General features: G+C 74.4%; 13 protein-coding genes. 4 read left to right on the top strand and 9 right to left on the bottom strand.

Annotation, left to right across the window (positions count from 1 at the left end; genetic code table 11):
- Nucleotides 1-20: 20 nt before the first annotated feature.
- Entirely contained in the window at nucleotides 21-851 is an 831-nt protein-coding gene (locus OIE75_RS03125; RefSeq protein WP_307017702.1) for an aldo/keto reductase, read from the bottom strand.
- Nucleotides 852-1,005: 154 nt separating this feature from the next.
- On the opposite strand from OIE75_RS03125, the gene OIE75_RS03120 reads away from it, so the two are divergent.
- Nucleotides 1,006-1,983, top strand: a complete 978-nt coding sequence (locus OIE75_RS03120; protein WP_329469401.1) for a TauD/TfdA dioxygenase family protein — start codon at nucleotides 1,006-1,008, stop codon at nucleotides 1,981-1,983.
- 8 nt (nucleotides 1,984-1,991) lie between these two features.
- On the opposite strand, the gene OIE75_RS03115 is transcribed toward OIE75_RS03120, so the two are convergent.
- Together OIE75_RS03115 and OIE75_RS03110 are read right to left on the bottom strand one after the other, a co-directional pair.
- A complete protein-coding gene (locus tag OIE75_RS03115) occupies nucleotides 1,992-3,494 on the bottom strand; it encodes a metallophosphoesterase family protein (RefSeq protein ID WP_329469399.1) in 1,503 nt (500 codons plus the stop codon).
- Nucleotides 3,495-3,589: 95 nt separating this feature from the next.
- On the bottom strand, nucleotides 3,590-4,210 hold the full coding sequence (locus tag OIE75_RS03110) for an L-threonylcarbamoyladenylate synthase (protein WP_307009420.1): 621 nt from the start codon (nucleotides 4,208-4,210) through the stop codon (nucleotides 3,590-3,592).
- A gap of 160 nt (nucleotides 4,211-4,370) precedes the next feature.
- On the opposite strand from OIE75_RS03110, the gene OIE75_RS03105 reads away from it, so the two are divergent.
- Nucleotides 4,371-5,903, top strand: coding sequence for a helix-turn-helix domain-containing protein (locus OIE75_RS03105; protein ID WP_329473924.1), 1,533 nt, complete (start codon nucleotides 4,371-4,373; stop codon nucleotides 5,901-5,903).
- 147 nt (nucleotides 5,904-6,050) lie between these two features.
- Here OIE75_RS03105 and OIE75_RS03100 read toward each other — a convergent pair whose 3' ends face one another.
- The 4 genes from OIE75_RS03100 to OIE75_RS03085 form a co-directional block, all read right to left on the bottom strand.
- Nucleotides 6,051-7,091, bottom strand: coding sequence for an NAD(P)-dependent alcohol dehydrogenase (locus OIE75_RS03100; protein WP_307009419.1), 1,041 nt, complete (start codon nucleotides 7,089-7,091; stop codon nucleotides 6,051-6,053).
- 42 nt (nucleotides 7,092-7,133) lie between these two features.
- Nucleotides 7,134-7,931: an SDR family NAD(P)-dependent oxidoreductase gene (locus OIE75_RS03095; RefSeq protein WP_329469398.1), complete on the bottom strand. Its 798-nt coding sequence runs from the start codon at nucleotides 7,929-7,931 to the stop codon at nucleotides 7,134-7,136.
- Entirely contained in the window at nucleotides 7,928-8,608 is a 681-nt protein-coding gene (locus tag OIE75_RS03090; protein ID WP_307009416.1) for a TetR/AcrR family transcriptional regulator, read from the bottom strand. The genes OIE75_RS03095 and OIE75_RS03090 overlap by 4 nt, the downstream gene beginning before the upstream one ends.
- A 109-nt stretch (nucleotides 8,609-8,717) precedes the next feature.
- Nucleotides 8,718-9,575 (bottom strand): fructosamine kinase family protein, encoded by an 858-nt coding sequence (locus tag OIE75_RS03085; RefSeq protein WP_307009414.1) that lies wholly within the window; start codon nucleotides 9,573-9,575, stop codon nucleotides 8,718-8,720.
- Between the two features lie 111 nt (nucleotides 9,576-9,686).
- On the opposite strand from OIE75_RS03085, the gene OIE75_RS03080 reads away from it, so the two are divergent.
- On the top strand, nucleotides 9,687-10,010 hold the full coding sequence (locus OIE75_RS03080) for a hypothetical protein (RefSeq protein ID WP_122618148.1): 324 nt from the start codon (nucleotides 9,687-9,689) through the stop codon (nucleotides 10,008-10,010).
- Nucleotides 10,011-10,077: 67 nt separating this feature from the next.
- Nucleotides 10,078-10,842 carry a maleylpyruvate isomerase family mycothiol-dependent enzyme gene (locus OIE75_RS03075; RefSeq protein ID WP_329469397.1) on the top strand — a complete coding sequence of 255 codons (765 nt, stop codon included), beginning with the start codon at nucleotides 10,078-10,080 and terminating at the stop codon, nucleotides 10,840-10,842.
- A gap of 15 nt (nucleotides 10,843-10,857) precedes the next feature.
- On the opposite strand, the gene OIE75_RS03070 is transcribed toward OIE75_RS03075, so the two are convergent.
- Both OIE75_RS03070 and OIE75_RS03065 read right to left on the bottom strand, forming a co-directional pair.
- Nucleotides 10,858-12,129 carry an SLC13 family permease gene (locus OIE75_RS03070; RefSeq protein ID WP_329473923.1) on the bottom strand — a complete coding sequence of 424 codons (1,272 nt, stop codon included), beginning with the start codon at nucleotides 12,127-12,129 and terminating at the stop codon, nucleotides 10,858-10,860.
- Nucleotides 12,130-12,198: 69 nt separating this feature from the next.
- A complete protein-coding gene (locus tag OIE75_RS03065; RefSeq protein ID WP_329469395.1) occupies nucleotides 12,199-12,732 on the bottom strand; it encodes a DoxX family protein in 534 nt (177 codons plus the stop codon).
- Nucleotides 12,733-12,820: the final 88 nt, after the last annotated feature.

Raw genomic sequence — 12,820 nt, 5'->3', positions numbered from 1 at the left:
ACCGGGACCGGGTACCCCGGTCAGAACTCCTCGTGCACCTCCGGGTCGCCGCCGATCCGCCGGTGCGCCCGGTCGGCCACGGCGCGCATCTGCTCCGCGTCCAGTTCGAAGCCGAAGACGTCCAGGTTGGCCCGCTGCCGCGCCGGGTCGCCCGACTTCGGGATGGGCACCGCGCCCAGCTGGGTGTGCCACCGCAGGACCGCCTGGGCCGGCGTCACCCCGTGCGCGTCGGCGACGGCGGCCACGGCGGGGTCGTCCAGCAGGTCGCTGCCGCGGCCCAGCGGGCTCCAGCTCTCGGTGCGGATGCCCTTGCGCTCGTGGAAGGCGCGCAGGTCGTCCTGCGGGAACAGCGGGTGCAGCTCGATCTGGTTGACGGACGGCAGGACGCCCGTCTCCTTCTCCAGCCGTTCGATGTGCTCCGCGGTGAAGTTGGAGACGCCCACCGAGCGCACCAGGCCGTCCTCGCGCAGCTTGATCATGGCCTTCCAGGAGTCGACGTACTTGTCCACCCGCGGCAGCGGCCAGTGGATCAGGTACAGGTCGACGTACTCGAGCCCCAGCCGCGCCCGGGACTCCTCGAACGAGGCGAGCGTCTCCTCGTAGCCGTGGTGCCGGCCGGGCAGCTTGGTCGTCACGACGATCTCCTCGCGGGGGACGCCGCCGGCGGCCACCCCGCGGCCGACGCCGGTCTCGTTGCGGTAGTTCGTCGCCGTGTCGATCAGCCGGTACCCCGTCTCCAGGGCCGTACGGACCGCCCGCTCGGCCTCGTCGTCCTTCATCGGCCAGGTGCCGAGGCCCAGTGCGGGGAGCGTGGTGCCGTCGTTGAGCGTGTGCGCCGGGATGCTGATCACCATGGGACCTTCCCTCGACTGTGCGCGGCGGTGTGCCGCACGTCCAGCCTCGCCCACCGGGGGACCGGTGATCAACCGGACGGCGCGCGGGCGGGTCTGCCACGATCGGTGCCGGAGCCGGAACGGACGGACCACACCGACCAACGGAGCACGCATGACGACGCACAGGACGACGGCGGACCGCACGGCGGCAGCGGCGGGGGAAGTCGAGGTGAAACCCGTCGCGGGGCACATCGGCGCCGAGATCCGCGGCGTCGACCTGGCGGCCGGCCTCGACGCGGCGCAGGTCGCCGCGGTCCGGGCGGCGGTGCTGCGCTGGAAGGTGGTGTTCTTCCGGGACCAGCGCCTCGACCACGCCGGCCACGTCGCCTTCGCGCGCCTCTTCGGCGAGCCGGTCGTCCTGCCCCGGCGCGGCAAGGCGTCACCGGCCGGGTTCCCGGAGATCGAGACGACCGCCGACCGGCTGGAGCTGGGCGGGCGGTTCGGCATGGAGCACGACGAGTGGCTGCGCCGCCGGCGCCACACCCTGCTGCGCGGCTGGCACTGCGACCACGGCGCCCGTGTCGACCCGCCGGCCGCGACGATCCTGCGGGCCGAGACGGTACCGCCGTACGGCGGCGACACCACCTGGGCGAACCTCGCCGCCGCCTACGCCGGACTGTCCGCCCCGATGCGCGGCTTCGCCGACACCCTGCGCGCCGAACACCGCCTCGGCGTCGGCTACCAGCCCCGGCCCGGCGACGACGCCTACGTCCGGCACCTCCTTGACCACCAGACGGCGACCGTGCACCCGCTGGTCCGCGTCCACCCGGAGACGGGCGAGCGGGTGCTGTTCGTCAACGGCTACTACGTCGAGCAGATCAACGGACTCTCCCGGCCCGAGAGCGCCGCCGTCCTGGAACTGCTCCTCGAACAGGCCACCCGCCCCGAGTACACGGTCCGCTTCCGCTGGGAGCCCGGCAGCGTCGCCTTCTGGGACAACCGGGCCACCATCCACCTGGCCCCGAGCGACAACGCCCACCTCGACCACCCCAGGACCATGCACCGCGTGATGCTCGCCGGAGACGTCCCCGCCGGGGTCGACGGCACCCCGTCCGAGCCGCTCACGGGCAGCGAACCGGGCCGCTGGTGACCCTCGCGTCAGACCAGCGGGATCGTCACCTCGTCCTCCACCGGCGGGTCCAGCTCCTGCGCCCGGTTGCCGGTGGCGGCGTGGCAGCGCAGCCGCACCGCCTCCGGGGAGACGTCCAGGCGCAGGAAGCACTTGAAGAACGGCGGGCTGTAGGTCGCCGAACCCGGTGAGAACACCTGCGTGTAGACCTTGCGCACCGGCAGCCGGAACCGCTTCTTGTGCTCCGGCCGCCGTGCCGTGCCGAGCAGCCCGGCGACCAGCCGGGTGCGCCGGGTGACCCGCGCTCCGTCGCCCGGGGCGCGGCCCGTCCGGATGCCGAGGCGCTCGGCGATCACGGCCGTCGCCTCGGCCTCCGTGAGCGTGAAGAAGCGGCGCATCCGCAGCCGGCGCCCGTAGAGCGCGCTGTAGAAGGCCAGCGAGTCGCCGCGCAGCGGGTAGGAGCGGAAGTCGTCCTCGGTGACGCCGCCCACCGAGACACGCGGGATGGTGTGGGTGGCGTGCATGAACGCGCCGCCGCCGCCCGCGACGACGTACTGGATGGTGCGGCCGTCCACGTCGACGGGGTAGCGCTGGTAGTTGTGGATGTCGCCGCCGATCGCCGCGACGTAGCGGTGGGCCGGGTCGCGGACGATGTCGTCGACCGTGCCGCCGCCCTCGATGGCACAGGGCTGCCGCTCGCCGTCGACGTAGAGCGGTGAGCCGGTCACCAGGATCTTCGGCCGGGGCCCCGCGGACACCTCGCGCAGCCAGGCGCCCTGCGCGGCGTCGACCGTGCCGAGCAGCCCGGTGTCGATGCCGATGATCCGCACCGGTCCGGCGTCGATCGCCCAGTACGGTCCTGGCTGGTCGGCCCGCTGTTCCGGCGCGGACCGCAGCTTGCGCGCCTCGTCCAGGTGCCGTCCGTCGTCCGGGCCGGCACGGTGCCACAGCAGCGACCGCAGCCACGCCGGGGTGAGCGGACGGGGCCCCGGAGCGGGCGGCGGGGGCGACGCGTCGTCGCAGAAGACGCGCATGAAGCCGCCCAGGTCCTCGTACCAGTCGTGGTTGCCCGGTATCGCGTAGATCGGCGCCGGGTAGTCGCGGTACGGGCGGAAGAACTTCGTCCCGTAGTCGTCGGCGCTGCCCACCGGGTAGATCACGTCGCTGGCGAGGACGGCGAAGCGGGTGTCCTGCCCGGCCTTCAGCAGGCCGGGCACGACGGCGTACTGGGGGTCGTCGCCCTCTCCGGTGTCGCCGATGACGAGGAACGAGAACCGGTCCGGGTCCGTCCGCCGGATCACCTTGTCGGCGGGCGCCCCGGCCGCGGTCCGCTGCGCCACCCAGCGATCCCGGGTGCGGCCGGTGGGGTCGCTGAACCAGGAGGCCAGCACGCCGTTGCGGGCGGCCCACAGGGTTCTCGGATTGAGCCAGGACAGCTTCTCGGTGTGCTGCGGCATGAGGTCTCGGTAGGCGCCGGGCTCGGCGGAGCCCCAGCCGGCGCCTTCGGCGGTATCACGTGAGGAGTCAGACACCCGGGCACGGTAACAACGCCCCGACCGGCGGCGCGACGAGGGGAGCCCCGCCCAACTCCGTTGCCGGACGGGACGCTTCGGCGGCCGGCCCGCTCCTACTCGAAGCGGGTGGTGTCTCCGGCGCCGTACCGCACGATCTCCGCCTCGCCCCCGGAGAAGTCGACGACCGTCGTCGGTTCGGTACCGCAGTCACCGGAGTCGATCACCGCGTCGACCACGTGGTCGAGCCGGTCCTTGATCTCCCAGCCCTGCGTCATCGGCTCCTCCTCGCCGGGCAGCAGCAGCGTGCTGGACAGCAGGGGCTCGCCCAGTTCGGTGAGCAGGGCCTGGGTGACGACGTGGTCGGGGATGCGCACGCCCACGGTCTTCTTCTTCGGATGCTGGAGCATGCGCGGCACCTCCCGCGTCGCCGGCAGGATGAAGGTGTAGCTGCCCGGGGTGGACGCCTTGATCGCCCGGAACACGTCGTTGTCGATCTGCACGAACTGGCCGAGCTGCGCGAAGTCCTGGCACACCAGGGTGAAGTGGTGCCGGTTGTCCAGTTGCCGGATCGACCGGATGCGGTCGATGCCGTCGCGGCTGCCCAGTCGGCAGCCCAGCGCGTAGCAGGAGTCCGTCGGATACGCGATCAGCGCGTCGGAGCGGACGCTGTCGGCGACCTGCGCGATGCTGCGCGGCTGGGGGTTCTCGGGGTGCACGTCGAAGTACTTCGCCATTCACCGAGCTTATGCCCGTCCGCGCGCGACGGCCGACAGGCCCGGTCGGCCGCCCCGCCCGAACCTTCCGCGAGGGCGCGCACCGGGCCCGCGTCCGGGGCCATGAGGTAACGTCCCCGGCTTGGGCCGGGGACGAGGCGAGGACGAGGAGAAGGCCGACGTGGCGGGCCGAGCGGACGGGACGGGACAGCAGGCGGCCGGAGCCGCCGAGCACGCGGGATGGGCCGAGGAACTCCTCGATCACCTGCGGCCGGCCGGCCGCGACCCGAACCGGGTCATGACCTGGCTGGCCGGCGCCGCGGACGCCGCCGTCTCGCTCCAGGACGGCACCGGCCGCCTGCTGGCCGGAGCCCGCCTCCCGCTCGACGAGGGCCTGGTCGCGGACATCACCGGCGGCCGGATCGCCTCCGCCGCCTTGGAGGACGCGGGCCGCCAGATGCGGCTCGTCCGCGTCGCCCGCTCCCATCCGGCGCCCGACGCCGTCCTCGCCGTGGCCCGCGAGGCCCCCTTCGACCGGCGGACCTCCGACATCGTCACGCACACCGCCCAGGTACTGGAGCTGCTGCTGGCCGGCCACGAGTCGGCCGCGGCCGGACACCGGCTGCGGCGGGCCACCTCCGACCTGCGCCTGGCCATCCTGCAACTGCTGATGGTGGAGGACACCGTCTCCGCCCGCCGGGTGGCCGCCGGGCTCTGGCCGGGGCTCCTCGACACCGACACGGCCTGCGTGTACGTCGTGGAGAGCAGCCCCGGGGAACGGGACCGCCTGGCCGAGGAGTGCGTGTCGGCGACGGCCGAGGGGGCGCTGGTCGTGCGCTGCCCGGCGATGGACGGACACGTCATCGTCCTCGCCCCCCGGGACGCGGCCGGCCGGGAGCTGCGCACGCTCGTCGGCGGCCTGCCCGGCGTGTTCCTCGGGGGCAGTGCCCGGCAGGGCCTCGCCCGGACCGCCGCCGCGTACGGACAGGCGATGAGCGCCCTGGCCGTCGCCCGGTTCCGGCCGGAGCAGTCGGCCGTGTACGCCGAGCGGACCCGCCCCGAGCTGCTGATGGAGCCCGCCGCCCTGTACGGCTGGACGGCCCGGACACTGAGCCCGCTCGACGACCTGCCGCACCACACCCGAGCCGAACTGCTGGCCACCACCCGGCTCGGTCTGGAGTTCACCGCCGTCAACACGGCGAAGATCCTCGGGGTCAGCCGCAACACGGTCCGGGCCCGCATGGACCGCGTCGAGGGTCTGCTGCGCACCGACTTCACCGACCTGACCGTCCGCGCCGCCGTCCACCTCGCCCTGAACTCGCAGGTCGGCCTCGCCGAGCCGCCGGGTGGGGCCGCCCCCGAACGGGCCGGGGCGGCCGGCCTCACCGACCTGCTGTCCGGGCCCGCGCTGCGTACCTGGGCCGCGGACCTGCTCGGCCGCCTGGCCCCGGACGGCCGGGACCTGCGGCGCACCCTGCGCACCTGGATCGCCGTCGGCGGCAACGCCGAGCGGGCCGCCCAGCGGCTCGGGATGCACCCCCAGACCGTCCGTGAGCACGTCCGCAGCGCGGAGCCGGTCCTCGAACGCCAGCTGCTCGCCGCCGGCAGCGACCTGTACGAGGTCGTACTGGCCCACCTCGCCGAGGGATACCTCGGCGGGCCATCGCTGCCCGGGACGAAACCGGGCCATCCGGACTCACCTGTGCACGGGTGAGTCCTTCCGGCCCGGCAGCGGGCACCGGCGCGATTCACAACGGCCCAGCCGTCCACGTAGGTTCGACCGCACCGGGGGCACGACCGGAACGGGGGACCGGTCGCGCCCCCGACTCCGGCGCGCGGACGGCCGCGATCCGGGGGCCGGTCAGCCGTGCGGCAGGATCACCGCGCGGCCGTTGACCTCGCCCGCGTGCAGCCGCTCGTACGCCAGGGGCGCGTCGTCCAGCGCGTACGTCTCGGTGTGCACCGACACGGCGCCCGAGCGGGCCAGGTCCAGCACCTCGATCAGTTCGCCGCGGCTGCCCCAGTAGGGCGCGGTGACCGACACCTCGAACGGCAGCACGCCGAACCCGACGGGGAGCGAGCCGCCACCGATGCCGACCAGCGTGACATCGCCCTCGACGGCGGCGACGGCGCCCGCGGTCCGCACGGTCGGCGCCACACCGACGAAGTCGAACACGGCCTCGGCGCCCAGGCCTCCGGTCAGTTCGCGCACCGCGTCCGCCGCCTTCGCGTCCGACAGCACCACCTCGTGGGCGCCCACCTCACGGGCGAGGCGCAGCTTGTCCTCGCTGACGTCGAGGGCGACGACCCGGGCGGACGTCAGCGCGCGCAGCAGCTGGATGGCGACGTGACCGAGGCCGCCGGCCCCGATGACCACCGCGGTCGAGCCGGGCACCAGCTTGGGCAGCGACCGCTTGATCGCGTGGTACGGCGTCAGCCCCGCGTCGGTCAGCGGAACGGCCGCGACGGGGTCGAGCCCGTCCAGGGGCACCAGGTGCCGGGGATCGTCGACCAGCAGGTACTCGGCCATCGACCCCGGCCGTCCCAGCCCCGGCGGGCGGATGCCCAGTGCGTCGGCGCGCAGGCAGTAGTTCTCCTTGCCCTCGGCGCACTTGGCGCAGATGCCGCAGCCCCAGGGCCCGTACACGGCCACCGCGTCGCCCTCGCTCAGCCCGGTCACCCCGGCGCCGAGCGCGGCCACCGTGCCGACGCCCTCGTGGCCGAGGGTGAGGGGAAGCTCGTAGGGGAAGGCCTCGGCGGGCCAGCTCATCACCGCGATGTCGGAGTGGCAGACGCCGGCCGCGGTCACCTTCAGCAGCACCTGGCCGGGGCCGGCTTCCGGGTCGGGGACCGTGACGACCTCGGGCGGTGCCCCGATGGTGCGGTACTGCAGTGCCTTCATGGTCGAACTCCTTCTCCCCCCCCCGGGTTGTGTGACGGACGCTCAGACGGCCGTGTAGGCGCCGTCGACCAGGTGGTAGCCGCCCGCCACGAAGGACGCCCGGTCCGACAGCAGGAAGGCGATCAGCTCGGCGACCTCCTCGGAGCGCCCGAGCCGCCCGGCCGGGTGCAGGGCGACCAGGCCCTCGTACGCGGCCTCGTCCATGGACTTCAGCAGCGGCGTGTCGATGAAGCCGGGGCCGACCGCGTTGACCCGGATGCCCTTGGCGGCGTATTCGGCGCCGGCGGTCCTGGTCAGCCCGACGACGCCGTGCTTGGCGGCGACGTAGGCGGGAGAGCCCGCGAAGCCGACGGAACCGAGGATGGAGGCGACGTTGACGATGGCGCCGCCCTTGCCCGCGGCCTCCATGACGGGCAGCTCGTAGCGCATCGAGTAGAAGACGCCGTCCAGGTTGGTGCGGACGACCCGCTGGTAGGCGTCGACGTCGTACGCGCCCGTCGGGGCGCTCGGGCCGCCGATGCCCGCGTTGTTCACGGCCAGGTCCAGGCCGCCGAAGGTGTCGACGGTGAACCGCACGGCGGCCTCGACGGACTCAGGGCTGGTCACGTCCAGCTCGACGGCGGCGGCCTCGATGCCCTCCGCGGTCAGTTCGGCGACGGCCTTGTGGGCGCCCTCGGCGTTGTGATCGGCGACGACGACGCGGGCGCCGGCCGCGCCGAGGCGGCGGGCGGTGGCCAGGCCGATGCCGGAGGCGGCGCCGGTGACGAGGGCGGTGCGGCCGGTGAACTCGGGGATGGAGCCGGTGGGCGTCGTCGCGGGGGTGGTGCCGGTGGTGCTCATGGTGCTTGCTCTCTGTCTTCCTCTGTGCTGGCGGGGGTCGCGGCCGCGGCCTCCGAGATCAGGGCGTCGTAGGCCCGCTCCGCGAGGGCGGCGAGGTCTGCGGCTCCCGAGTCCGGCGCGTCACCGCGCGCCCACAGGCGCAGGGCGGCGATCAGGACTCCGGCGGCGGCGTCGACGAGGGCGGCCGGGCGCACGTCCCGGGCGTCGTCGGTGCCGAGCCTTTCGGCGACGATCCGGATCGACTCCTCCTGGGCGTCGACCCGGATGCGCTGGTAGGCGGCGAACAGGTCGGGCTCCGTGTCGGCCAGGGCCACCAGCCGGCGCATCCGCGGGCGGACGTGCCAGGCCGGGTCCTCCCCGTCGGCCAGCCAGTCGCGCACCGCCCGGCGGTAGGCGAGCAGCGGCGGCTCGTCGGCGGGGCGGGCGCGCAGCAGCTCGTTGATGCGGGCGCCGTCCCGGCGGACGAAGTCGAGGGCCGCGTCCTCCTTGCCGGCGAAGTGCCGGCTGAACGTGCGGCGCGTGACGTCCGCGCGCTCGGCGATGGCCTCCACCGTGGTCGCGGCCGAACCGCGCTCCAGGAGCAGGTCGCAGGCGGCGGTGGCCAGCGCGTCGCGGGTCTGCCGGGCCTTGCGCTGCCGTCGGTCCTCGGTGGCGGGGGAGGGCTTCGTTGCCGTCATGCGTTCGAGCGTACACCCAGTGATGTCCCATTGGGACATATGGCTCAACGGGACACATGACCCGGCGGGACATGGCGGGTCCAGGCGTGCCGGACTCGCCGCCCGGCCCTCACCCCGCCGCGCGTGCCGCCGCGAGGGCCTGTTCGGCGTACCCGCGTCCGAACAGGACGGCGTGCACCAGCAGCGGGAACAACTGGTGCAGGCCGACGCGGCCGGCCCAGCCGTCGGCGAGCGGCGCGCTCTCCTCGTACGCCGCCGTGATTCGCTCCAGGTGCGGGCAGCCGAAGAGGCGCAGCATCGCCAGGTCGGTCTCCCGGTGCCCGCCGTGCGCCGCCGGGTCGATCAGGTGGACGTGCCCGTCCTCGCCCCAGAGCACGTTGCCGTTCCACAGGTCGCCGTGCAGCCGGGCCGGCGGCTCCGCGGGACCCGCGAGGCCGGGCAGCCGCTCGCAGACCCGCTCGACGTCGGCCGCTTCGCCCCCGGTGAGGGTGGCGTCGTCCACCGCACGGCGCAGATACGGCAGGACGCGGTGCTCGGCGTACCAGGACGGCCAGTCGCTCCCGACGGCGTTGCGCATCGGGGCGAGCCCGATGTACGCCTCCTCGGGCCCACCGGGCGGCGCGGCCCCGAACGCGGGCGCACCGGCGGCGTGCAGGGCGGCCAGCTCCCGGCCGAACCGGGCCGCCGCCTCCACGCCCGGCCGGCCCTGCGGCACCCGGTCGATGACCAGCCGTCGATCGTCGTGCCCGTGCACCACCGGGACCCGCACCGCACCGGCCGCGGCCAGCCAGCGCAGCCCGGCGGCCTCGGCCCGCACGGCACCCGGGCCGTCCACCACTTTGACCACGACCGTGCGGCCGTCGTCCAGGACGACCTCACCGAGCGAACCGGACAGCCGGCGCTCCGCGGTCGCCGGCCGGCCGGTGAACCGCGCCGCGACGTCCGAGTACGAGGAGTCGGAGCACACGGCCGCCAGCCTAGGACCGCGCGGGCGCATCCGCCCCCGACTGCCGCCGACCCGGTGAAAAACGCGCGGTACGCCGATCGAAGACGGGCGGGGCGGGGGAGCAGTGGGACTATGACCAGTTCAGCGTTCCAACGCACCATCATCCTGCCCGCCCCGGTGTGCCAACAGGCCGCACAGCACCTCGAACACGCGGTGCAGAAGGCCATCGACGGTGCCGCGACGCCCTGGCGTGCCTTCCGCACCGCCGACGGCGACGACTTCGCGTTCTCGGTGCCGGTCGTCGAGCAGGCCGCGGGCTGTCTGCTGGTGCTGGCCGCCGAGAGCGCCCAGAGCCTGCGCCCCTCCGCGCTGCGTGCCCTGATCACCGTCGCGCTGCACCTGCGGGACGCGGCCGAGGCCGTCCGCCGCCCCGCGCTCCCCACCGGGGCCTGGTGAACGCGGAGCGCACCCGGACAACGAAAAGACCGTGCCGCGCTACTGAACGTGTGTTTGGCTCTGCGGCATGGAGTTCACCCGCTTCCTCGACTGCCTCGCGGCCGACTACGACCGTATGCGGACCGTCGTCGGGACCGACGCCGACGCCGCGGTGCCGACCTGCCCCGGCTGGACGGTCGCCGATCTGACCCGCCACGTCGGCGAGGTCTACCTGCACAAGACCGCCGCCATGCGCGAGGGCGTCGAGCCCGAGCCCTGGCCGCCGAAGGAGTTCGCCGAGGAGGAGCCGGCCGCGCTGCTCGACCGGGGATACACGGCGCTGCGCGCCGAGTTCGCCACCCGCGCCCCCGGGGACGCGGCCGCCGGCTGGTACGGCCCCGACCAGAGCGTCGGCTTCTGGATCCGGCGGATGGCCCAGGAGACCGTCGTGCACCGCATCGACGCCGAACTCGCCACCGGCCGGCCCGTCACCCCCGTACCGGACGACCTCGCCGTCGACGGGATCGACGAACTGCTCAAGGTCTTCGTCTCGTTCGCCGTCGCCGAGTGGGGCGAGTACTTCACCGAGATCCTGGACGGCTCCCCGGGACGCACGTTCCTCGTGCGGGCCGGTGACGCGGTCTGGCGGGTGCGCACCGGACCGGGGGAGTTCGCCGTGACGGACGGCGCCGGTGACGGCACGGCCGACGTGACGCTGAGCGGCGCCCCGGAGGCGGTACTGCGACGGCTCTGGAACCGGACGGGCACCGAGGACGACGACGGCGTGCGCGTCGAGGGCGCTCCCGAGGCCGTCGGGGAACTGCGGCGCTGCATCGTCGTGGCGACCCAGTGAGCCCCGGGGCCGGCGTCAGGTGCCGATGAGGCGCAGCGCCCCCCACAGCGCCACGGTCGACGCCGCGACCGTGGCCGGCACGGTGAGCAGCCCCAGCAGCGTGAACCGGGCGAGGCTCACGTCGATGCCGTGCCGGTGCAGGATCCGCCGCCAGAGCAGGGTCGCGAGCGAGCCCACGTAGGTGAGGTTCGGGCCCAGGTTCACGCCGATCAGCACCGCGAGCACGTGCGCCGGACCGGCGGGCGCGGCCAGCGGGAGCAGGGCGAGGACGGCCGGCAGGTTGTTGACGACGTTGGCCAGCACCGCGGCCACCGCCGCCACCCCGAGCAGCGCCGGCAGCGAGTCCCCGTCCGGCAGCAGCCGCCCCAGCCCGGACGCCGGGCCGCCCGTCACCACCGCCTCCACCACGACACCGAGGGCCAGGACGAACACGCAGAACAGCGGCGACGCGGCGCCCGCCATCTCCCGCGGCGTGACATGCCGCCGGGCCAGCGCCCGCAGACCGAGCACCAGAACGCCGGCCAGTGCCGCCCACGCGGGGTCGAGCCCGAGGGGGGAGGAGAGGGCGAACCCGGCCAGGGTCAGGGCCACGACGACGACGGTGAACCGGGGGACGGTCGGAGTGGCACGGGCGGCCGCTCCCGGCGCGGGCGGGGCGGCCGGCTCGTTCAGGTCCGCGCGGAAGAAGCGCCGGAAGACGGCGTACTCCACGGCGATCGCGGCCAGCCAGGGCAGCGCCATCAGCGCGGCGAACCGGGTGAAGCTCAGGCCGCTGGCCGTGAACGCCAGCAGGTTGGTCAGGTTCGAGACCGGCAGCAGCAGCGAGGCGGAGTTCGACAGGTGCGCCGTGGCGTACACGTGCGGGCGGGCGCGGGCACCCGCACGGGACGCGGTGGCGAGGACCACGGGGGTGAGCAGGACCGCGGTGGCGTCCAGGCTGAGCACGGCCGTGACCGCGCAGGCCACGCCGAACACGCCGGTCAGCAGGCGCCGCGGGCTGCCCCCGCAGCGGCGGGCCACGGCCGCGCCGACGGCCTCGAACAGGCCTTCCTTCGCGCACAGGTACGCCAGCATCAGTACCAGCGCGAGGAAGACGACCACCGGCAGCAGCGTGCGCGTCTCCTCCCACGCCTGCTGCGGGGTCACCGTGCCGAGCGCCACGGCGAGCACGGCGGCGGGTACGGCGGCCACCGCCTCCGGCAGCCCACGCGGGCGCAGCACGGCGAAGGCCAGGACACCCAGCAGCAGGACGAGGGGGACGGCCTCGGAGAGGACGGTGGTACTCAGGACTTCTCTCCTCGGATGCCCGCGACGGCCCGTGCGGCCCGTGCGGCCTGGCTGGAGCTGCCGATTCTGTCAGTGGCCCAGCTTCGCCCGGACGCCGCCCACGGTCGCGGCCGGGCGGGCCGTGGCCCGCACCGAACGCTGGACCAGGTGGGCGTCGTGCCGCACCCCCGTCGCGGCATGCCGACCCCGCCACAGGAGGGACGGCTTGCCCGCGGTGTCGTCGGCCGCGATCAGCAGGCCGCCCATCATGGCCAGGTTCTTGAGGAAGTGGATGCGCTGCTGCGCACGGTCCGCCGGTTCCTCGGCCTCCCAGAAGCGGTGCCCCGCCAGCGTGGTGGGCACCAGCGTCGCGGCCAGGGCCAGCGCGGCCACCCGGGGACAGCGGCCCAGCCCCAGCATGATGCCGCCCACCACGTGCACGGCCCCGTTGAGCCGTACGAGTTGTTCGGTGCGGTCCGGCAGCACCGAGACCCGCTCGGTCACCGGCCGCACGACCGGCTCGGCCGCCGACGCGACGTCCTGGGGCCTGCGCAGGGAGTGCAGGCCGCCCGCGACGAACATCGAGGCGAGCATCGGGCGGCCGGCCGTACGCAGAAGACTCATGACGCGTTCTCGCTCTCTTCGAGGGTGTCGCAAGGTGTCGCTCACTCAGATCATCGAATGCCCGGTTCGGTCGGCGCCATTCGGCCGC

Source organism: Streptomyces sp. NBC_01723 (genome assembly GCF_036246005.1).
Taxonomy (GTDB): Bacteria; Actinomycetota; Actinomycetes; order Streptomycetales; family Streptomycetaceae; genus Streptomyces.
Note: the sequence above shows the minus strand (reverse complement) of the source record. Positions and strands in the feature narration are given on the sequence as shown.